Below are 19,804 nucleotides of genomic sequence, written 5' to 3' on the forward strand. Positions count from 1 at the left end.
TCGTCATGTTCGTCATGTTCGTCATGTTCGTCATGTTCGTCATGTTCGTCATGTTTGCTGGTCATGCTTTGATCAACGGTGAGTATTTTTTCTGCTGGAATATTGCGAATAGATTTTGATAAGCCCTGTTCAAAATCTGGATGAACAATAATTACTAAATCCGCCTGCTCAAGGTGAGATAGTTGGGAGGGCTTAAGGTGTGCGTGGTGTGCAGATTGCTTACTGCTAAGTAATAATTTTGGCGTACTAACACCTTGGGTTAGGTTGCTAACTATTGAATGAATTGGCTTAATACTCACCACAATATTTGGATTAGCAAATGGATTGGTGGCTAATAGTAGGGTGAGGAAAAATAGGCGAAATTTCATGGAGGTGATTATACTATTTTTGGCAAATAAAGACAGCACGCTTAGGGGCAGGCAAGCCTTCGATGGTTAAATTGTCATCATTTGGATCGAGAAAATCTTTAATAGACTGGGTATTGTCCCCAATCCAATGAGTGGCTCGCTGCTCTTCTGGTGTGGTTTTAGTAACATCAATTAACTTAATATTTTTAAAGCCGGCCTGTTCTAGCCAAATGTGTAGCGTATCAGTAGAAGGCAGGCACCAGACATTGCGCATGCGTGCATAACGATCTTCTGGGGTGATTTGGTCGCCATGTTTTTGATCGATAATCAGCGTTTCTAAAATAAGTTCACCACCTTCTATCAGCACATCTTTAAGTTGTTGTAGATGAAGCATGTGATCTTTTTGGTGATACAAAACACCCATTGAAAAAACACTATCAAAAGAAGATTCTTTGGGCATTTGTTCCAGTTTCAAGGGTAATACATAAGCTTTTGGTGGTTGGCTTATTAAAGTATGAATAGCTTGAAATTGATAATTAAAAAGCAGAAAAGGCTCAATTCCAACAGCGATTTCAGCGCCTTGCATGGCCATGAGATAGGTGAAATAACCATTGCCAGAGCCAACATCTAATACCGTTTTTCCGGCTAAAGGTTGAAGGTGACCTTTAAGTCGGTCCCATTTCATATCTCCACGCCATTCACTGTCTAGCTGCAGATCTCCAATTTGATAAGGCCCCTTGCGCCATGGCATGAGTTGTTTTAAAGATAAAGTAAGGTCATCAATATTAACCTTTGTATCGATAGCAATATAAGGGTGTTCGAAGCTTAGCTTGCCTGGCTGAGTCTTTTGAATGCTGGAAATCGCCTCTTCCCATTTGGGAATATTGCCATTATTAACTGAGAATGCCTGATTTGATAACTCAACTAATTGAGAGCAAATAGTTGATAAGCGTGTCATATTACAATGTTTTTTAAAATCTTTGAGCATACAAAACCAAGGTCATATAAAATGTAGTACAGAAGAGGAATTTTAAATTATTTGGAGATTAAAGATATGATGAATAAAACATTAACTTTTGCAGCAGCGGTTACTTTAACAACTGCACTAATTGCTGGTGGCGATGACCGTGATATGGGCCCTGTTGAATCATTTGATTCAATGCAGCCTGTTGCTGAAAAAACAGTAATCACTGAGCAAGCACCAGACACAATGACTTTAAGCGACACGTCTAAAGTTATTGGTCAAACACCTTCTGGTTTTGCTGTAACTGAAGCGGCGCACCAAGCTTGCCAGGTTACACTAGGCTTGTCTGATGACAATATTTCAAGATTTGAAGATGCACTAGCTGGTGGATTTTTGTTTAATACGGGCCCAATTGATGCAATGGGCACGTTGTTCTCACCTGAGCGTTGGGCAGATTACTTTGCCTGTGTAAAAGGCCAGTAAGCGTTATTCGCAAACATCAATAAAAAGGCCTGCAGTTGCAGGCCTTTTTTATAGCTAAAGAAAAGTTTAAATTTCTAAGAGTGAGTTTTCTTTCTCGGATAACTTAGCTTCCACCTCTTTAACACTAGCATCAGTAATTTTCTGCACGTTGTCTTCTGCCTTTCTAGCCTCGTCTTCTGAGATTTCTTTATCTTTTAATAAATCTTTAAAGTCAGAGTTGGCATCACGACGAATATTACGAATGGCAATTTTGGCATTTTCAGCTTCATCTCTAACTACTTTTACTAATTGCTGTCTACGCTCTTCAGTAAGAGGAGGTAGAGGGATGCGGATCACTTGACCCATGGCTTGGGGGTTAAGGCCTAGATCTGAAGTCATGATGGCTTTTTCTGCTGCAGCTGCCATATCCTTTTCCCAGATAGATACCTTTAGTGTGCGCGAATCTTCAGCAACAATGTTGCCCACTTGAGATAATGGCACCATTGATCCATAGTATTCCACTTGGACCTGCTCAAGTAGAGAGGGATGTGCACGACCAGCACGAATTTTTGTGAAATTATTTTCGAGTGAGTTAACACTCTTACTCATGCGATCTTTGGCGTCTTGTTGGATTTCAGTTAACATGGTTAGTTCCTTACGATGGTTCCTAGGGCCTCACCCTTGAGAATATTAGACAATGTATTGGCATCTTCAAGCATACTAAAGACGCAGATTTCGATATTATGCTCACGACACATAGCAAAAGCTGAGGTGTCCATAATTTTTAAATTTTTGCTAATGGCTTCATCAAAACTGAGTGTATCGTAGCGTGTAGCACTTGGATCTTTCATTGGGTCAGCTGTATATACGCCATCTACTTTGGTGGCTTTAAACACAGCCTGGGCGCCAATTTCAATGGCTCTGAGTGTGGCGCCTGTGTCGGTAGTGAAACAAGGTGCGCCGGTTCCTGCTGAGAAAATCACCACTTTGCCTTCACTTAAAGCTTGTTTGGCTTTGTTGTGATCCATTGGCTCACAAACGCCACCACCAATTGGAAAGCCAGACATGACTAACACATCAACATTATTTTTTCGACAAGAGTCTGAAATAGCAAGTGCATTCATGACTGTGGCAAGCATACCCATGTGGTCGCCCGTTACTCGATTCATGCCAGCCTCTGCCAGTGCTGCACCGCGAAAGATATTGCCACCACCAACAACAATTCCTACTTCTACACCTTGATTTTGAACAGATTTAATAATGCCAACAACTTTATCAAGAGTGGCTGGATCAACGGTGTTTTCAAAGCTGGCTAGCGCTTCTCCGCTTAATTTTAATAGGATGCGTTTGTATTTACTCATACTTAGAATTTAAATATTAGTCATAGTTAGAATAGAAGTGATTTTACCTATCTTGCTCGTTATAATGAACCCTTTGTCCGACATAATTTAGGCATCTCATGGATCAGATTAGCATACGTGGCGCTCGCGTTCACAACTTAAAGAATATTGATATTAATATCCCTAGAAATAAGCTGGTGGTGATTACCGGTTTGTCAGGTTCAGGTAAGTCGTCATTAGCTTTTGATACGATTTATGCAGAAGGCCAAAGACGCTATGTTGAATCTTTGTCAGCTTATGCGAGACAGTTTTTATCACTCATGGAAAAGCCTGATGTGGATCACATCGAAGGCTTGTCTCCTGCTATCTCAATTGAGCAAAAAGCAACTTCGCACAATCCTAGATCAACCGTTGGTACGATTACCGAGATTTACGATTATTTGAGATTGTTGTTTGCTCGAGCAGGCATTCCTAAATGTCCAGAGCACGATATTGATCTTGAGTCGCAAACAATTTCCCAAATGGTTGATAGTATTATCACCCTACCGGAAAGTGAAAAAATTATGCTATTAGCGCCAATTGTGCAAAATCGTAAAGGCAGCCATAAAAAACTATTAGAAGAGTTGTCACACCAGGGATTTTTGCGTGCTCGTGTTGATGGTGAAGTGATGTATATGGATGAGATGGATGAGCTTAATGGCAAAACTAATCACACCATTGAAATCGTCATTGACCGTTTAAAAGTTCGAAAGGATATTGTATCACGCTTGTCTGAATCTTTAGAAACGGCGCTTAACCTGAGCGGTGGCTTAGTTAAAGTGCTGCCAATGGATGAGGCGGCAACTTGGGATGAAATGGTATTTTCTGCTAAGTTTTCCTGTGTTAAATGTGGTTATTCATTGACAGAATTAGAGCCAAGACTTTTCTCGTTTAATAATCCAGTAGGCGCTTGTCCGACGTGTGACGGTCTAGGTGTGAAAGACATGTTTGATGCGCAAAAAGTGGTGGCTAATCCGGGTCTGAGTTTAGCGGATGGTGCGATTTATGGCTGGGGCCGATCGAATGCTTATTTTTATCAAATTTTAATGCTGGTAGGTCAGTATTATGGATTTGACATTGAAACAACTTATGAAGATCTAAGTGATGAGCACAAGAAAATTGTGTTGTACGGTAGCGGTGAAGATGAAATTGACTTCTCTAAAATTAAAGGCCGAAAAGGCTGGTCAAACAAACCTAAGCCATTTGAAGGTGTTATCCCGCGCATGATGCGCCGCTATGAAGAAAGTGAAATTCGCTCGGTTCGAGAGGAGTTGTCTCGTTATGTGGTGAGTCAAGATTGTATAGAGTGTGAAGGCGATCGACTTAATGAGTCTGCTAGAAATGTGTTTATTGGCGGGCGTAATCTATCGTACATCACCAAACTTTCAATTGCTAATATTTATGAATTTTTAAAGTCGCTTGAGCTTGAAGGCTCTAGAGCGCAAATCGCAGATAAGGTGTTAAAAGAGATCATTCAACGCCTTGAGTTTTTAATCAATGTTGGGCTAGAGTATTTGAGTCTTGATCGTAGAGCCAATTCTTTATCAGGCGGTGAGGCGCAAAGAATTCGTCTGGCTAGTCAAATTGGCGCAGGACTCATGGGTGTTTTGTACGTTTTAGATGAGCCTTCTATTGGTTTGCATCAACGAGATAATCAAAAGCTTTTAAATACACTAACATACCTGCGCGATATTGGTAATACAGTAATTGTTGTTGAGCACGATGAAGATGCAATTAAACAAGCGGATTATGTGATTGATATTGGCCCCGGTGCAGGTATGCATGGTGGTGAGGTTATTGCATCGGGCACGCCGGAGGAGGTGGCAAACAATCCGAAATCACTTACTGGTGATTATATTAGTGGCAGACAGAGTATTGAAGTGCCAGCCATTCGTAAAACTTCCGATCAGTGGATTGAAATTAAAGGTGCCAAAGGTAATAATCTCAATAATGTTGATTTATCCATTCCTGTTGGCGTGCTAACTTGTATTACTGGCGTCTCTGGCTCGGGAAAATCAACACTTATTAATGACACTTTGTATGCGCTGGCAGCACGTGATTTGAATCGTGCACAAACGACGCCAGCTGAGTTTGACACAGTGACGGGGCTTGAGTATTTTGACAAAATTGTAAATATTGATCAAAGCCCAATTGGGCGTACTCCACGCTCTAATCCTGCTACTTATACGGGCATATTTTCTTTGGTGCGCGATCTTTTCTCGCAGACATTGGAGGCTAGAAGCCGTGGCTACAAGGCCGGTCGATTTAGTTTCAATGTCAAAGGTGGTCGCTGTGAAGCTTGTAAGGGGGATGGGCTAATTAAAGTAGAAATGCACTTTTTGCCAGATATTTATGTGCCTTGCGATGTATGTCATGGTGATCGATACAACCGTGAAACTTTAGAGATTACCTACAAGGGTAAGAATATTTCTCAAGTGCTAGATATGACCGTTGAGACGGCGGTAGATTTTTTTGAGCCAATGCCAAAAATTAAGCAAAAATTGCAAACACTGATGGATGTGGGCTTGTCATACATTACCTTGGGGCAAAATGCCACCACCTTGTCAGGTGGTGAGGCTCAGCGTATTAAATTGGCTAAAGAGTTGTCAAAACTTGATACAGGGCAAACATTGTATATCTTAGATGAACCGACAACAGGCCTGCATTTTCATGATATTAAGCAGCTATTGTCCGTGATTAATCGTTTGCGTGAAAGAGAAAATACCATTGTGATTATTGAGCACAATCTAGATGTTATTAAAACTGCAGACTGGATTGTTGATCTGGGGCCTGAGGGTGGAGACAAGGGTGGATGTATTGTGGCAACAGGAACGCCAGAATCAGTAAGTCAAGTTAAGGGCTCTTATACAGGTCAATATTTACAAAGTTACTTGTAATCCTTTAACATCTGATATTTTAAAATTGGTTATCTCATACAAAAATTTTCTACCACCTTTGGTTTGTTTAATTAAGATGGGTAGGTATTGATATTCTGATAAAAAATACGCTTGAATGTTGCTATCCTGGTGGTTAATGCGCTCTACTTTAGTGGCACTATATGACTTGCCCTGAATGTTTACAGTGTGCTTATCAGATTTTTTAAACTCCTGAGTTTCAATAGAGCTGCCATCGGCAATTTGATAGCTAAACAAAGATTGATTTGGGTTGTTTTTCAGATCAAAAGAAATGGCTAAAAAAACACTTAGTGGATCGGTAATATTGCCTTCATTCGCTTTCCAAGTACTGATTTTTGGCTGTGTTTTGGTTAGTAAAGATGTAACACTTCCGAATTGAGAATTAATATCAATAGCATAGCTCTTGGTGATTTTTTTATCTTCCTGCTCCATGATTTGATAAGCGGTGCTGTCTACGCCTTTATTATTCAGTTTAAATGTTGAACTGGCAGAGATAGAATAGTCCTTTATCATTGCTGCTAGCCCTGAGGTTTTGGCATTTGCGGTATAAAAATATCCATCTTCTAGTTGATGAAGAGTTCTTACTTCCTCAGCTATTTTAAGCCCGTTGATGGAGAGTTGGTAGTTGGCAATATGGGGCTTGAAAGCTAAGGTGGCAGTAGTAATTAGAGAGAGTAATGTAAATAAAAAAAACAGTCTCATATTATTTGACCATCCAAAGTAGCATGATTGTCGATCAGCTTCAACCTGCCTTGAGTAAACCAATGAACAACTTTAGGAAATAATTTGTGCTCTTCGATTAGTACGCGTTGAGCAAGTGACTCAACAGTATCATCAGCCAGTATTGGAACACGAGCTTGAGCGATAACAGGCCCGCCGTCAAGCTTAGCAGTGACAAAATGAACACTAACACCGTGCTCACTCTCTTTGGCATCAAGCGCTCTTTGGTGAGTGTTAAGTCCTTGGAATTTTGGCAGTAAGGATGGGTGAATATTTAACATCTTGCCTGCATACTTTTGCGTAAATTCTTCAGTGAGAATACGCATAAAGCCTGCTAAGATAATAATATCCGGACTGTGCTGATCAATAGTTTGACTTAGCTGCTGATCAAATTTTTCTCTTGAAGGAAATTGCGTATGGATGAGTACGTGAGTAGGAATATTGACCTTTTGAGCGCGCTTTATCCCGTAAGCATCTTCTTTGTTGCTAATAACCGCCTGAATATCTAGATCAATTTTTTCAGCATGATCGATCAGTGACTGAAGGTTTGAGCCGCTGCCAGAGATTAGAGCGACAGCCTTCATTTAGATGATTACCTGAGAGCCTTCATTGGCAACAATTTCGCCAATTAGCCAAGCATTTTCCCCTTGTTCGTTCATATGCTGAATTGCCGCTGCACTTTGGTCAGCTGGAATGACTAGCACCATGCCAACGCCACAGTTAAAGACGCGATACATTTCCATGATATCAATATTGCCGTTATCTTGTAAAAATTGGAATATTTCAGGTAGCTGCCAAGATTTATTATCTAGTTTTGCGGCCAAGTCATCTGGCAAAACTCTTGGAATATTTTCTAAAAGACCGCCACCGGTAATATGAGAAATGGCGTGTACAGAATATTTTTCAATCAATGATAAGACGGATTTAACGTAAATTTTAGTTGGCTCTATTAATGCTTGTAGTTGTGCATCAGTAGGTTTAGATTGCTCTAGAACTTTACGAATGAGAGAATAGCCATTTGAATGAGGACCTGATGAGGCTAAGGCGATGATATGGTCGCCATTGGCTACTTTTGAGCCATCAATAACTTTATCTTTATCAGCAATACCAACACAAAAACCTGCAAGATCGTATTCTTCACCTTGGTACATGCCAGGCATTTCAGCTGTTTCACCACCAATAAGCGCACAGCCAGAGATTTTACAGCCCTCGCCAATACCGTAGATAACTGAGGTAGCTAGATCGGTATTTAGCTTGCCAGTCGCGTAATAGTCTAAGAAAAATAATGGCTCTGCACCCTGTACAATTAAGTCATTAACACACATGGCGACTAAGTCAATGCCAATAGTATCGTGCTTGTTAAGCATTTCTGCCACTTTAAGCTTGGTGCCAACCCCATCCGTTCCGGAAATTAGAACTGGATTCTTATATTTTTTAAGATCTAGTTCAAACATTGCGCCAAAACCACCAAGCCCTGCTAACACGCCTTCGCGCATAGTAGATTTTGCAATAGGTTTAATTTGTTCGATTAAGTCATTACCTTTGGTAATGTCGACACCTGAGTCTTGGTAAGTCAATGATGACATAGGGTTTTTTCCGTATAATTAATTTTTTTGAATCTCAATTGAACAAGTCGAAAAATGAATTTTTCTAGTGTGCCAAATGCGCTTTCAATTTTACGCATTATTTTAACAGTACCAGTTGTGCTGACTTTATTAAATCATCAATATTTTTTGGCGATGGTATTATTTTTTGTGGCTGGAATTACCGATGCATTAGATGGCTGGATTGCAAAACGCTACTCGTTTGAAACTCGATTGGGATCTATCCTTGATCCCGTTGCTGATAAGCTACTATTGATGAGTAGTTTTATCACTTTAAATGTGATTGGATTGCTACCATTATGGTTGTTGGTACTGGTATTTTTGCGTGATGTCATGATTGTATCCGGCACGGTAGGGTGCTTCATTGGCGCTGGCACGCCCAAAGAGGAGTTACTCTCTCCTTCAAAGTTGTCCAAATTTAATACTGCTTTGCAAATTTCTTTAGTGTTATTTTTGGTGGTGATACAGTTGTATCCAATCCAGCAGCAATGGAGTACTATATTTTTTATTATTGTTGCCACTTCAACCGTATTAAGCGGTGCAGATTATATTTGGATCTGGATGGAAAGAGTTATCTCTCAAGAGAAAAAATAAACGCAATATCATGAAGCAACTCGGACTCCCTATTTCTCTAGACTCAAAGATGTTACTTAGTAATTTCTTAGTTAAAAAAAATCAAACATTATTAGATTTTATCGAGACACTATTCTCCCAAGAGCAATCATCTGTTGTTTTTGTTTCGGGTGACAAATCCAGTGGCAAGACGCATCTGTTACAGGGCTGTATTTTTAAAGCACTAGAGCAAGACTTAAAAGCAGTTTATGTGGATATTGGTCAAACATTGCCAGAGGATTTTTTAAATACGCTAGCGGATTATGATTGGGTGTGTATTGATAATATTGATCAACTTAATGTGGCTCAACAGCAAGAATTATTTGATCTTTATAATCAAATCAAGCAAACAAAAACTAAGCTTATTATTTCAGCGCCTGTGCCACCCGGTGAATTAGAATTATTAAAAGATCTTAAGACCCGATTATCTTTAGCGGTTGTTTACCGTTTGGAGCAGCTTGACGATCAAGAAAAGATCGTCTTAATTCAGCGCAAAATGCAAGATAAGAGTCTTGATATTGACGATAAAGTTTACGCATATCTATTTAAAGTCTTTTCTAGAGATTTAAACGTTGTATTGTCTGCTATTGACCAATTAGACCAAGAATCTTTAAGGCAAAAAAGTCCAATATCTATTCCTTTTGTTAAAAAAATTCTAAAAATTTAGGGTTTTTTCCTAAATTTAAACTTGGCAATTCTGGGCATGAGCTTTGAAAAAGGGATGTGAGTAAGGTCTGGATAGTTTGTATGAATTTTCCCAACTAGATTATTAATATCGTTAATCTTATCGCCATTATCAACTCCCATTAGCTCCTGCAAAGCCAACAAGCCACCCATTTTTATTTTGGATTGCTGCCCAACAGAAAGATTGTTGATGCAATGAGATTTTAAGACAAAATCACTATTATCACGCAAGTGGTAATAAACCGAATGACACAAATCTGAGGCGTGTTGATTAGAGCAAGAGCCAAATTCTTTTTCTGCAACACAGTCTTTAGCGGCAAATTGGCAGCCACAGCGACTACTAAGAATTAAATGTGAAAAAGGGCAAGTGAAGTGCTCGTGAGCCATAACAATAGGTGTTTTGTGTCTTTAATTAAGATTAAGACATTATAATATAAGCTTTTATTTTAGATAGTTGTAATAACACATGAATTACTTACCTATTTTTATCGATATTAAGCAAAAACCTTGTTTGGTTGTTGGTGGTGGTGATATCGCCTTTAGAAAAATGACACTTTTACTAAAGGCTAACGCACAAGTAACTTGCATTGATCATTCGGCTTGTTCGAGTGTCCAAGCTCTGGCGGATCAAAATAAAATTACACTAGTAAAGCGCAACTTTGAGCCAAGTGATATCACTACTCAAGCGCTGATTATTTCAGCAACAGATGATGCTCAGCTTAATGCCCAGGTGTCACAATTGGCGCACAATGCCAATATTCCGGTTAATGTGGTGGATTCACCTGATTTATGTTCATTTATTATGCCGTCAATTGTGGATAGATCACCAATTGTTATTGCTATCTCTTCAGCTGGAAAGGCGCCAGTTTTGGCACGCCTTATTCGTGCAAAACTCGAAAGCACCATTCCACATGCATATGGAAAGCTAGCGGAATTAGCGGGTAATTTTAGAGAGCAAGTTAAGGAAAAATTTATCAATATTGAAGACAGGCGCTATTTCTGGGAACGTGTTTTTTCAGGCATCGTGGCGGAAAAAGTTTTTTCTGGAAAAGTGGATGAAGCTAAAGCCGATATGCAGCTGCAGCTTGATGACTCAATAGATACTGAAATGGGTGAGGTGTATTTGGTTGGTGGCGGTCCAGGTGATCCAGATTTACTTACCTTTAAAGCCTTGCGCCTTATGCAGCAAGCAGATGTTATTTTGTATGATCGTTTAGTGTCAGAAGGGGTAATGGAGCTTGTTCGTCGTGATGCTGAGCTGATTTATGTTGGTAAAGAGCGCGATAACCACAGTGTTCCACAGGATGGTATCAATCAGTTATTGGTAGATTTAGCCAAAAAAGGCAGGCGAGTTTGTCGCCTTAAGGGCGGCGATCCATTTATCTTTGGTCGTGGTGGTGAGGAAATTGAAACGCTAGCTGAAAATGGTGTGCCATTTCAAGTAGTGCCGGGCATTACTGCCGCATCAGGTTGCTCAACCTATTCAGGCATTCCGCTTACACACCGTGATTATTCTCAATCTTGTCGATTTGTTACTGGTCATTTGAAAGACGGCAGCATGAACCTGCCGTGGAACGAGCTAGCCGTTGAGCAGCAAACCATTGTGTTTTACATGGCACTTAAAGGCGCTCAACATTTGTCAGACAAGCTGATTGAGCACGGTATGCGTGCCAATATGCCAGTTGCGTTAGTAGAAAAAGGTACAACGCCTGATCATAAGGTGTGGACCACAACTTTGGGTGAATTGCCAAATATTGTTGCCACACAGCCAATCAAAGCACCGACATTAATTATTGTTGGTGAAGTGGTTAAGCTTCGAGAGAAGCTTAACTGGTTTGACTCCGGTGACTAAATCTATTAGTCTTTAACGCAACAATCGCTATCTTTAAAGCCAACTGCTTTAAAGATTTTAGCGGCAGGGCAAAACCCAGTAAAAGCTGATTGAAATAAGTTAAAACCAACAAAAAATGTTAGCCATAGCCAGCTTGCTTCTGTAAACATATTTGCATTGTTTAAAAGAAGTGAAGCCATAATAAAAACACCGGCCATCGCAGATACTGCATTTGTAATTGTCATTTGATTATTCCTAGGTTTGAAAGTCCCCACTTTAACATTATTTAGGTATAATTTCAAATTCTTCGCGGGAGTGGTGGAATTGGTAGACACGCTGGATTTAGGTTCCAGTGTCGTAAGACGTGAGAGTTCGAGTCTCTCCTTCCGCACCATATTTAAAACAAGGTGACATGTGAAGACGATCATTCTACATAGTCAAGACCTGGCAATAGCCAAACTCGTTGCTCAGCACATTGGTGCTGATATTCAACAAAAGCGAACACACTTTCGCTTTACCACAAATAAAATAATTGATTTAAATGCTTTGAGAGAGGTGTTTAAACTCGATTTCAATTTTGTTCCAGAGGGTTTTTTGTCTAATCAAGTTGCGCTTTTCGTGAGCGATATGGATTCAACTTTGATCAATATTGAGTGTATTGATGAAATTGCAGATTTTGCTAATTTAAAACCTCAGGTGGCTGATATTACCGAGCGTGCGATGCAAGGAGAATTAGATTTTGATCGCTCACTCGTTGAGCGTGTGGCCTTATTAAAGGGCTTAGAAGTGTCGGTATTGGAGCGAGTTTATACAGACAAGCTTCAGGTAAATCCTGGTGGCCAAGTCTTGATTAAATTTTTAAATGATCGAAAAATAAAAAGTGCAGTAGTGTCTGGCGGGTTTACCTACTTTGCCGATCAATTGGCTCAGGACATTGGTCTAGATTATTCTAGGGCAAACGTTTTGGCGGTTAATGAGGGTCGTTTAACAGGAGTTACTCAAGGCGATATAATCAATGCTCAAGCAAAGGCTGATTTTATTGATGAGCTCTGTAAAAAGCACTCTTTGGAGCGCTCCCAGGTGATTGCCGTGGGTGATGGCGCTAATGATTTAGCAATGATGAAGATTGCCGGCTTGTCTGTTGCTTATCATGCCAAATCAATTGTGGCGTCGCAGGCAGATATTGCCATTAATGTTGGTGGATTAGATAAAATTATAGATTTATTTGATGAATAGTTTAATATGTTAGTTGAGCTCGGACACTTTGCATTAGTTTTATCATTAGCATTCGCTTGTTTGCAAGTTATACTGCCAACAATCGGCCTGCTTAGAAGTAACCTTGCCTTGGCGCAGTTATCACGCCCAATGTTATGGGCACAATTCTTTTGGATTTTTGTTGCCTTTGTTGTACTCATGAATGCTTTTGTGGCTGATGATTTTTCGGTTAAATATGTTGCTAGCAACTCCAATACTGAGCTACCAGACATGTTTAAGATGTCGGCCGTTTGGGGTGCGCATGAGGGTTCGCTATTATTATGGGCGTTGATATTATCAGGCTGGAGTGTTGCGGTTTCGGTATTTTCAAAGCGCCTACCTGGCGAAGTGTTAAACCATATTTTGATTATTCTAGGACTGATTAGCATTGGGTTTTTATTGTTCTTATTGCTAACCTCAAATCCCTTTGAGCGACTAGACATTATTCCTGTACAAGGTCGGGAGCTCAATCCACTCTTGCAAGATTTTGGCCTGATTATTCACCCACCTATGTTGTATATGGGTTACGTTGGTATGGCCATACCTTTTGCTTTTGTATTGTCATCACTTATTCGTGGACAGCTTGACTCTACTTGGCTTAGGTGGTCTCGTCCGTGGACATTAGTTGCCTGGGCATTTTTAACTTTTGGTATTACTCTTGGCTCTTGGTGGGCATATTATGAGCTTGGCTGGGGTGGTTGGTGGTTCTGGGATCCGGTAGAAAATGCCTCATTTATGCCATGGCTAGTGGCCACCGCATTGGTACACTCTTTGAGTGTCAGTGAAAAGCGTGGTGCCTTTAAGCATTGGACAGTACTGCTGGCAATTGCTGGATTTTCTCTAAGTTTATTAGGTACTTTTTTAGTAAGATCTGGCATTCTAACCTCAGTTCATTCTTTTGCTGCTGACCCTGCCAGGGGTGCTTTTATTTTGGTCTTTTTGATACTTGTTATTGGTAGCTCGTTGGCTTTATATGCTTGGCGTGCCTCACTAATGCGTAGTAGTAATTCATTTTCTTGGCTATCAAAAGAAAGTGGATTATTGATTAATAATATTTTATTAGTAGCGGCGATGTTAAGTGTTTTCTTGGGTACTTTGTATCCATTACTACTCGACTCTCTAGGACTGGGCAAAATTTCAGTCGGTGCGCCGTATTTTGATGCTGTATTTGTGCCGATTATGATTCCGGCTATTTTGGTCATGGTGATTGCACCATTCTTACGCTGGAAGAAGGATGCGCTTGCTCGTAGTGCAAAACTTTTAAGCCCGGTTTGGTTGGGCGTGGGCGTATTGTTTATTGCCAGCTTGTTTGTTGTTGAAAATACTTATGTTGCGTTAGCAGTATTTTTATTCATTTGGATTATGCTGCATTCATTGGCGTTGTTATTCAACCGAGTGCGACAAAATGGCCAGCTAGGTTTGGCATTTATTGGCATGATTTTGGCGCATGTGGGTATTGCAATTTTCCTACTTGGCGCAACAGTAACAACCCAGCTTGGTATAGAAAAAGACATAAAAATGGATGTTAATCAGCCAATAACCGTTAAAGGCTATCAGTTTGTTTTTAAAGGGGTGGATAGCTTCTCCCATGAGAATTACCAAGGACATAAGGGTAGGGTTGAGGCTTATTATGATGGAGATCTGATTGCCAGCTTGAATCCAGAAAAACGTCAATATGTCACAGGCATGCCAATGACAGAGGCAGCTATTGATCCAAGTTTAGCGAGAGATCTTTATGTTGCCTTAGGTGAGTCTTTAGGAGGTGGTGCCTGGAGTTTAAGGATTTATTACAAGCCACTGATTAGATGGATTTGGTTAGGAGGCTTGTTTATTTCATTGGGCGCTTTACTGGCCGCATTTGACAGAAGATATCGTTTATCTGTACGTCGCTCGAAGGTGGGCTCATGAGTATGATGATTTGGATGGGTGTAATGCTGGTAGTTTCATTGGCATGGATTTTTTGGTTTTTAAAAAAACCATTGGCAGATAGCGGAGTAGATCTTCAGCAATCAAACATTGAGCTTGGAAAGCAAAGAAAATTAGAACTGCAAACAGATCTTGAGCAAGAGTTAATTGATCAAGAGCAGTTTGATCAAGCACTAGAGGAAATATCAAGCACATTGGCGTTGGAGCTTAATCAAGCTAGCGCTAAAAAATTAAGTAAGTCTAATGCTAATATTTGGATTGGAATAGTTGCAATACTGCTGCCTATTTTTACGATTGGTGTTTATCAAAATTTGAGCAATTACACGCCCACTAGTAAGGTGGCTACGATTAACTCAACACCACTCAGCCTGGAAGAGAGTGCAGCTAAGCTTAAGCAGCATTTACAAGAAAATCCAAAAGATGTTGAGTCCTGGAAGATGCTGGGCTTAAGCTATTTTGAGCTTAATAAGATTCAAGAATCTATCAAGGCTTATGAGCAGGCATACCAGATAGACCCGAAAGATCCTAGGCTATTAGTAGAGTACGCATCTACTATGATCAGTGCTAACGATGATCAATTTACAGGGCGACCTGTGGAGTTGATTAAGCAAGCTTTAGAGATTGATCCTAACGCACCAGATGCTCTGTATTTGGCAGGTATGTTTGCTGTTAGCGTGCAGGATTTTGAACTGGCTAAGGCGCTTTGGAGTAAGGCGTTAAGCGCTCTACCCGAGCAAAGCTCTGATCGACAAGCGCTAGTGAGTATATTGCAAGAGCTTAGTCGTGTTGAAAGTGGCAATATTAGTAATACAGTCACTGTGAATGTGAAGATTTCGGATGCTGTATTAAGCGCTCGATCTCCTGAAGATTTTTTAATGATTTATGCTAAAGCTGCCCAAGGCAGGCCGATGCCAATTGCTATTCAGAAATTACCAATTAAAGCCTTTACAGGACAGGTGGTATTGAGCGACATGAATTCTGTCATGTCAGAAAAACTATTATCACAACATGATCAAGCGCTTATTGTCGTGCGTATAAGTACAACAGGTAGTGCCATGAAACAGCCGGACGATTTACAGGTGGTGAGCGAGGTGGTAAATATTGCAGATAACCCGAGTGTAACTTTAAATTTAAATTAATCCCATGAGTAAAACGATAGAGCTAGCCCAATCCTTAATGAAAATTGACTCAGTCACGCCTAATGACAAAGGCTGTCAGGCACTAATGACAAATTTCTTAGAACAGTCTAAATTTAAGATTTCTGACTTGAAATTTGGCGAAGTGGATAATTTTTGGGCTGAGCACGGCCAAGGTTCGCCAGTATTTGTTTTTGCTGGGCACACCGATGTTGTGCCTGTAGGGGATGCGAGCAAGTGGGATTTAGACCCCTTTTCCGCTAAGGTGAAAGCAGGCATGTTGTATGGTCGTGGTGCAGCTGACATGAAAGGATCTTTAGCGGCAATGCTCAGTGCTAGTGAACGATTTGTTAAAGATTATCCAGACCATAAGGGCACGATTGGTTATTTGATTACCTCAGATGAAGAGGGCCCTGCTGTTGATGGCACGGTTAAGGTTTGTGAGCATTTAAATGCTATTGGTCAAAATGTAGATTATTGTTTGGTAGGTGAGCCATCTGCCACAGACACGTTGGGTGATGTTATTAAAAATGGGCGTCGGGGCTCGCTAAATGGCACGTTAACAGTTGTGGGTAAACAAGGTCATATTGCCTATCCTCATTTGGCCAACAATCCTATTCATCTAGCCGTTCCAGCACTTGATGAGCTATGCAATGAGCTATGGGATGAGGGTAATGAATATTTCCCGGCAACCAGTTTTCAGTTGTCAAATATTCACTCTGGTACTGGGGTGACAAATGTTATTCCAGGTGAAATTGAAATTGTTTTTAACTTTCGCTACTCAACTGAATCAACTCATGAAGGTTTGCAGGCAAGGGTGAGCGATATTTTAGATAAGCACAATCTTGAGTATAGATTGGACTGGAATCATTCAGGCTATCCATTTTTAACTCCTAAAGGTGAATTGGTGAGTGGCTGTGCTGACGCTATTAAAAAAGTCACTGGTGTTGACACGCAGTTGTCCACTTCAGGTGGCACATCCGATGGACGTTTTATTGCGCCAATGCTAAATGCACAAGTGGTAGAGTTAGGGCCATTAAATGCTACTATTCATCAGGTGAATGAGTGTGTTTCTGTTCAAGATCTGGATGATTTGAGTGATATTTATTATCACATTCTTAAAAATATTCTAACTTGATATGATGCGTTTTGACGTCATCACTTTGTTCCCTGATATGTTTTCAGCGATTAAAGATGAGGGTGTTATTGCCCGAGGAGTTAAGAGTTCTCTGCTTGAAATTCACACCTGGCAGCTTAGAGATTTTTCAGATAATAAGTATCGAAATGTGGACGATAAATCCTATGGCGGTGGCGCAGGCATGGTGATGCAAGTTAAGCCAATTCGCAGCTGCATTAGTCAAATAAAGCAAAAAAATCCTCATGCTAAAGTTGTTTATTTGTCACCTCAAGGTCAACAATTAACTCACCAATTGGCGCATGAAATTTCACAATTAGATTCGGTTATTTTATTGTGTGGGCGCTACGAAGGGGTTGATGAGCGTGTGATTGAGCGTGATGTTGACATGGAAGTGTCTATTGGTGATTATGTGATTAGTGGCGGCGAGCTAGCTGCCATGGTGCTAATTGACAGTGTGAGTCGTCAAATACCAGGCGTGCTCGGAAATGCGCAGTCGCTGAATGATTCTTTTGCTAATAGCCTGTTGGATTATCCGCACTATACGCGCCCAGAAATTATTGACGATCAGCAAGTTCCAGAAGTTTTACTCAGTGGCCATCAAGCCAATATTGATGCTTGGCGAGAAGATCAATCTCTTAAAAACACACAAAAAAAACGACAAGACCTGATTGAAAAATAGGGCTGATTTGCTTTTTTTTAAAAAAAATTTATAATACTAACATTCTACAACGGCGTAGAGTACCAAACAAGCATTGTTGCTAACAAGTTGCCCACGAGGGGCTTATTTCTATTTACAAGTAGTAATATTTGTAATTATCAAAGGAGAGAAGTATGAAATTTGTAACGGCAATTCTACGTCCACACAAATTAGATGATGTCAGAGAGGCACTTTCAGAAGTGGGTGTATCTGGTATTACTGTGACTGAAGTAAAAGGCTTTGGTCGTCAAAAAGGCCACACCGAGTTATATCGTGGTGCGGAATATCAAGTTGATTTTTTACCAAAAATTAAATTAGAAATCGCAATTTCTGCAGCTAAGCTGGATGAAGTTATTCAAACGATTAGCAATGTTGCCAATTCTGGCAAAGTTGGCGATGGCAAAATTTTTGTCACTAATTTAGATAAAGTTATCCGTATTCGTACTGGCGAAACGGATCAAGACGCACTTTAAGGAGTAAAAAATGAAAAAATTATTAAGTTTATTGGCTTTATTGCCAATGGTTGCGTTCGCAGAAGGTTTAGATGGCGCAAATACATCATGGATTCTAACGTCAACTGCGTTGGTTTTGTTTATGACTTTGCCTGGTTTGGCTTTATTTTATGGCGGTTTAGTTCGCAGCAAGAACATCCTATCAGTGCTTATGCAGTGTTTTGCCATTGCCGGAATTGTTTCAATTCTTTGGTTAGTTGTCGGCTACTCAATTGCCTTTGCTGATGGCAATGCATATTTTGGCAGTTTGTCTAAATTTATGCTTGCTGGCGTGATGGAAGACTCACTTAGTGGCGACATTCCTGAGAGTTTATTTGCATTATTCCAAATGACATTTGCGATTATTACCCCAGCGCTTATTATTGGTGGTTTTGCTGAGCGCATGAAGTTTTCAGCAGTGCTAATGTTTAGTGCGATTTGGCTGATTGTGGTTTATGCACCAATTACCCATTGGGTATGGGGCGGCGGCTGGTTAGGCGAAATGGGGCTACTTGACTTTGCTGGTGGTACGGTTGTGCATGTTACTGCCGGTGTTGCAGCCTTAGTGGCAGCAATTGTTATCGGTCCACGTAATGGCTTTCCAACAAAGCCAATGCCACCACACAACATGACCATGACTATTACCGGTGCAGCAATGCTTTGGGTTGGTTGGTTTGGCTTTAATGGCGGTTCAGCATTGGCAGCAAATGGCGATGCGGCAATGGCTATGCTGGTCACGCACATTTCAGCGGCAGCTGGCGCTGTTACTTGGATGTTTTATGAGTGGATTAAATTTGGCAGACCAACAGCACTAGGCGCTGTAACAGGTATGGTTGCAGGTTTAGGAACTATCACCCCAGCTTCTGGCTTTGTTGGCCCTGCCGGTGGCTTGGTAATCGGTATTGTTGCGGGTATTGTTTGTTTTAATGCAGTAATCCTTATTAAGCAAAAATGGAAAATTGATGATTCTTTAGATGTTTTCCCTGTGCATGGTGTGGGTGGTATTATCGGCACATTAATGGCAGCAGTTTTTGCTTCTGACCAGCTTGGTATTTTCTCGGGTCAAGGTCTAGCAGAAGGCATGACAATTATGTCTCAGCTTGAAGTTCAGACGATTGGTGTTATTGCAACAGGTGTTTACACGGCAATTGCAACCTACATTATTCTTAAGGTCATCGACATGATGATGGGCATAAGGGTAAGCGCTGAAGAAGAGCAGCAAGGCTTAGATATCATTTCTCATGAAGAAAGAGGTTATGATTTGTAAGTTAAATCAAGTCTAACAAAAACCCGCTAAAGATTTTGTCCTTAGCGGGTTTTTTTATGGATAAAAATCAGCCATTTTCATTATTTAGGAAAATTTTGTAAAACGTGTCAGCTAGGATTTTCTTAAGATTGTAATAGGCCTTGCCTATTACAAAAGTGGATTTTATGGTCAAAAATTATTCGTTTTTGGCTAAATTAGTCAGGTTTTGTCTGTCACAAGGCAGAATAAAGTACAGCTTTAGAGTTTTTAAGTAGATTGATAAATCATTTGCATTATTTGCGAAATTTTATTTAATTCAATAGTGTGCATTAGAATGAATGCTAGGGTTTTTATACGCCTATTAAAATCAATTCGTATATAATCTTAATAATATTTTA

21 protein-coding genes and 1 tRNA gene are annotated in these 19,804 nt (G+C 40.3%); 13 read left to right on the forward strand and 9 right to left on the reverse strand.

The features are described from left to right. The coding region (locus ABNR88_RS04995; RefSeq protein WP_291927655.1) for a zinc ABC transporter substrate-binding protein at positions 1 to 368 on the reverse strand (368 nt) is incomplete at its 3' end. 13 nt (positions 369 to 381) lie between these two features. After that, a complete protein-coding gene (gene cmoB, locus ABNR88_RS05000) occupies positions 382 to 1,335 on the reverse strand; it encodes a tRNA 5-methoxyuridine(34)/uridine 5-oxyacetic acid(34) synthase CmoB (RefSeq protein ID WP_291927658.1) in 954 nt (317 codons plus the stop codon). 69 nt (positions 1,336 to 1,404) lie between these two features. Here cmoB and ABNR88_RS05005 point away from each other — a divergent pair, with 69 nt between their 5' ends. Next, positions 1,405 to 1,794 (forward strand): hypothetical protein, encoded by a 390-nt coding sequence (locus tag ABNR88_RS05005; protein WP_348670132.1) that lies wholly within the window; start codon positions 1,405 to 1,407, stop codon positions 1,792 to 1,794. 66 nt (positions 1,795 to 1,860) lie between these two features. Here ABNR88_RS05005 and frr read toward each other — a convergent pair whose 3' ends face one another. Both frr and pyrH read right to left on the reverse strand, forming a co-directional pair. Further along, positions 1,861 to 2,418, reverse strand: coding sequence for a ribosome recycling factor (gene frr, locus ABNR88_RS05010; RefSeq protein ID WP_291927664.1), 558 nt, complete (start codon positions 2,416 to 2,418; stop codon positions 1,861 to 1,863). Positions 2,419 to 2,420: 2 nt separating this feature from the next. Further along, positions 2,421 to 3,134 (reverse strand): UMP kinase, encoded by a 714-nt coding sequence (gene pyrH, locus ABNR88_RS05015; protein ID WP_291927667.1) that lies wholly within the window; start codon positions 3,132 to 3,134, stop codon positions 2,421 to 2,423. A 98-nt stretch (positions 3,135 to 3,232) separates the two neighbouring features. Between pyrH and uvrA the strand changes: the two genes are divergently transcribed. Next, positions 3,233 to 6,049, forward strand: a complete 2,817-nt coding sequence (uvrA, locus tag ABNR88_RS05020; protein WP_291927669.1) for an excinuclease ABC subunit UvrA — start codon at positions 3,233 to 3,235, stop codon at positions 6,047 to 6,049. On the opposite strand, the gene ABNR88_RS05025 is transcribed toward uvrA, so the two are convergent. From ABNR88_RS05025 to purM, 3 genes are read right to left on the reverse strand one after another with little or no spacing between them, the layout of a single operon-like run. Then, entirely contained in the window at positions 6,032 to 6,769 is a 738-nt protein-coding gene (locus ABNR88_RS05025; protein WP_291927672.1) for a DUF3108 domain-containing protein, read from the reverse strand. The two genes, uvrA and ABNR88_RS05025, sit on opposite strands and share 18 nt — an antisense overlap. After that, positions 6,766 to 7,371, reverse strand: a complete 606-nt coding sequence (gene purN / locus ABNR88_RS05030; protein WP_291927675.1) for a phosphoribosylglycinamide formyltransferase — start codon at positions 7,369 to 7,371, stop codon at positions 6,766 to 6,768. The genes ABNR88_RS05025 and purN overlap by 4 nt, the downstream gene beginning before the upstream one ends. Then, positions 7,372 to 8,373: a phosphoribosylformylglycinamidine cyclo-ligase gene (purM, locus tag ABNR88_RS05035; protein ID WP_291927678.1), complete on the reverse strand. Its 1,002-nt coding sequence runs from the start codon at positions 8,371 to 8,373 to the stop codon at positions 7,372 to 7,374. A gap of 54 nt (positions 8,374 to 8,427) precedes the next feature. On the opposite strand from purM, the gene ABNR88_RS05040 reads away from it, so the two are divergent. Together ABNR88_RS05040 and hda are read left to right on the forward strand one after the other, a co-directional pair. Then, complete coding sequence (locus ABNR88_RS05040; protein ID WP_291927682.1) at positions 8,428 to 8,985, forward strand: CDP-alcohol phosphatidyltransferase family protein; 558 nt, start codon at positions 8,428 to 8,430, stop codon at positions 8,983 to 8,985. A 10-nt stretch (positions 8,986 to 8,995) separates the two neighbouring features. Next, complete coding sequence (gene hda / locus ABNR88_RS05045; RefSeq protein ID WP_291927685.1) at positions 8,996 to 9,670, forward strand: DnaA regulatory inactivator Hda; 675 nt, start codon at positions 8,996 to 8,998, stop codon at positions 9,668 to 9,670. On the opposite strand, the gene ABNR88_RS05050 is transcribed toward hda, so the two are convergent. Beyond that, complete coding sequence (locus ABNR88_RS05050; RefSeq protein ID WP_291927688.1) at positions 9,667 to 10,074, reverse strand: hypothetical protein; 408 nt, start codon at positions 10,072 to 10,074, stop codon at positions 9,667 to 9,669. The two genes, hda and ABNR88_RS05050, sit on opposite strands and share 4 nt — an antisense overlap. A 79-nt stretch (positions 10,075 to 10,153) precedes the next feature. Here ABNR88_RS05050 and cysG point away from each other — a divergent pair, with 79 nt between their 5' ends. Continuing rightward, on the forward strand, positions 10,154 to 11,539 hold the full coding sequence (gene cysG, locus ABNR88_RS05055) for a siroheme synthase CysG (protein WP_291927691.1): 1,386 nt from the start codon (positions 10,154 to 10,156) through the stop codon (positions 11,537 to 11,539). Between the two features lie 5 nt (positions 11,540 to 11,544). Here cysG and ABNR88_RS05060 read toward each other — a convergent pair whose 3' ends face one another. Then, positions 11,545 to 11,763 (reverse strand): DUF2892 domain-containing protein, encoded by a 219-nt coding sequence (locus ABNR88_RS05060; protein WP_291927694.1) that lies wholly within the window; start codon positions 11,761 to 11,763, stop codon positions 11,545 to 11,547. Positions 11,764 to 11,827: 64 nt separating this feature from the next. On the opposite strand from ABNR88_RS05060, the gene ABNR88_RS05065 reads away from it, so the two are divergent. The 8 genes from ABNR88_RS05065 to ABNR88_RS05100 all read left to right on the forward strand — a co-directional run bounded on the left by ABNR88_RS05065 (position 11,828) and on the right by ABNR88_RS05100 (position 19,427). Next, a tRNA-Leu gene (locus ABNR88_RS05065) sits at positions 11,828 to 11,912 on the forward strand. 20 nt (positions 11,913 to 11,932) lie between these two features. Continuing rightward, on the forward strand, positions 11,933 to 12,754 hold the full coding sequence (gene serB, locus ABNR88_RS05070; protein ID WP_291927696.1) for a phosphoserine phosphatase SerB: 822 nt from the start codon (positions 11,933 to 11,935) through the stop codon (positions 12,752 to 12,754). Positions 12,755 to 12,760: 6 nt separating this feature from the next. Then, positions 12,761 to 14,680 (forward strand): heme lyase CcmF/NrfE family subunit, encoded by a 1,920-nt coding sequence (locus tag ABNR88_RS05075; protein ID WP_348670133.1) that lies wholly within the window; start codon positions 12,761 to 12,763, stop codon positions 14,678 to 14,680. Beyond that, positions 14,677 to 15,837: a c-type cytochrome biogenesis protein CcmI gene (gene ccmI / locus ABNR88_RS05080; protein WP_291927701.1), complete on the forward strand. Its 1,161-nt coding sequence runs from the start codon at positions 14,677 to 14,679 to the stop codon at positions 15,835 to 15,837. Before ABNR88_RS05075 ends, ccmI begins: the two co-directional genes overlap by 4 nt. A 4-nt stretch (positions 15,838 to 15,841) precedes the next feature. Next, positions 15,842 to 16,972: a succinyl-diaminopimelate desuccinylase gene (dapE, locus tag ABNR88_RS05085; RefSeq protein ID WP_291927704.1), complete on the forward strand. Its 1,131-nt coding sequence runs from the start codon at positions 15,842 to 15,844 to the stop codon at positions 16,970 to 16,972. Between the two features lie 4 nt (positions 16,973 to 16,976). After that, complete coding sequence (gene trmD, locus ABNR88_RS05090) at positions 16,977 to 17,651, forward strand: tRNA (guanosine(37)-N1)-methyltransferase TrmD (RefSeq protein WP_291927722.1); 675 nt, start codon at positions 16,977 to 16,979, stop codon at positions 17,649 to 17,651. Positions 17,652 to 17,803: 152 nt separating this feature from the next. Continuing rightward, positions 17,804 to 18,142, forward strand: coding sequence for a P-II family nitrogen regulator (locus ABNR88_RS05095; protein WP_291927707.1), 339 nt, complete (start codon positions 17,804 to 17,806; stop codon positions 18,140 to 18,142). Between the two features lie 10 nt (positions 18,143 to 18,152). Further along, on the forward strand, positions 18,153 to 19,427 hold the full coding sequence (locus tag ABNR88_RS05100; protein ID WP_291927710.1) for an ammonium transporter: 1,275 nt from the start codon (positions 18,153 to 18,155) through the stop codon (positions 19,425 to 19,427). Positions 19,428 to 19,804 lie beyond the last annotated feature (377 nt).

Origin of the sequence: uncultured Candidatus Thioglobus sp., from assembly GCF_963981275.1 — a bacterium.
In the GTDB taxonomy this organism is placed as follows: Bacteria; Pseudomonadota; Gammaproteobacteria; order PS1; family Pseudothioglobaceae; genus Thioglobus_A.

Coding starts and splice junctions, on each gene's coding strand:
- cysG (WP_291927691.1), top strand. CDS start 10,154: ATGAATTACTTACCTATTTTTATCGATATTAAGCAAAAACCTTGTTTG.
- uvrA (WP_291927669.1), top strand. CDS start 3,233: ATGGATCAGATTAGCATACGTGGCGCTCGCGTTCACAACTTAAAGAAT.
- ABNR88_RS05075 (WP_348670133.1), top strand. CDS start 12,761: ATGTTAGTTGAGCTCGGACACTTTGCATTAGTTTTATCATTAGCATTC.
- trmD (WP_291927722.1), top strand. CDS start 16,977: ATGCGTTTTGACGTCATCACTTTGTTCCCTGATATGTTTTCAGCGATT.
- cmoB (WP_291927658.1), bottom strand. CDS start 1,335: ATGCTCAAAGATTTTAAAAAACATTGTAATATGACACGCTTATCAACT.
- ABNR88_RS05095 (WP_291927707.1), top strand. CDS start 17,804: ATGAAATTTGTAACGGCAATTCTACGTCCACACAAATTAGATGATGTC.
- purN (WP_291927675.1), bottom strand. CDS start 7,371: ATGAAGGCTGTCGCTCTAATCTCTGGCAGCGGCTCAAACCTTCAGTCA.
- purM (WP_291927678.1), bottom strand. CDS start 8,373: ATGTCATCATTGACTTACCAAGACTCAGGTGTCGACATTACCAAAGGT.
- dapE (WP_291927704.1), top strand. CDS start 15,842: ATGAGTAAAACGATAGAGCTAGCCCAATCCTTAATGAAAATTGACTCA.
- ABNR88_RS05005 (WP_348670132.1), top strand. CDS start 1,405: ATGAATAAAACATTAACTTTTGCAGCAGCGGTTACTTTAACAACTGCA.
- ABNR88_RS05060 (WP_291927694.1), bottom strand. CDS start 11,763: ATGACAATTACAAATGCAGTATCTGCGATGGCCGGTGTTTTTATTATG.
- ABNR88_RS05025 (WP_291927672.1), bottom strand. CDS start 6,769: ATGAGACTGTTTTTTTTATTTACATTACTCTCTCTAATTACTACTGCC.
- frr (WP_291927664.1), bottom strand. CDS start 2,418: ATGTTAACTGAAATCCAACAAGACGCCAAAGATCGCATGAGTAAGAGT.
- ABNR88_RS05040 (WP_291927682.1), top strand. CDS start 8,428: ATGAATTTTTCTAGTGTGCCAAATGCGCTTTCAATTTTACGCATTATT.
- hda (WP_291927685.1), top strand. CDS start 8,996: ATGAAGCAACTCGGACTCCCTATTTCTCTAGACTCAAAGATGTTACTT.
- ccmI (WP_291927701.1), top strand. CDS start 14,677: ATGAGTATGATGATTTGGATGGGTGTAATGCTGGTAGTTTCATTGGCA.
- ABNR88_RS05100 (WP_291927710.1), top strand. CDS start 18,153: ATGAAAAAATTATTAAGTTTATTGGCTTTATTGCCAATGGTTGCGTTC.
- ABNR88_RS05050 (WP_291927688.1), bottom strand. CDS start 10,074: ATGGCTCACGAGCACTTCACTTGCCCTTTTTCACATTTAATTCTTAGT.
- pyrH (WP_291927667.1), bottom strand. CDS start 3,134: ATGAGTAAATACAAACGCATCCTATTAAAATTAAGCGGAGAAGCGCTA.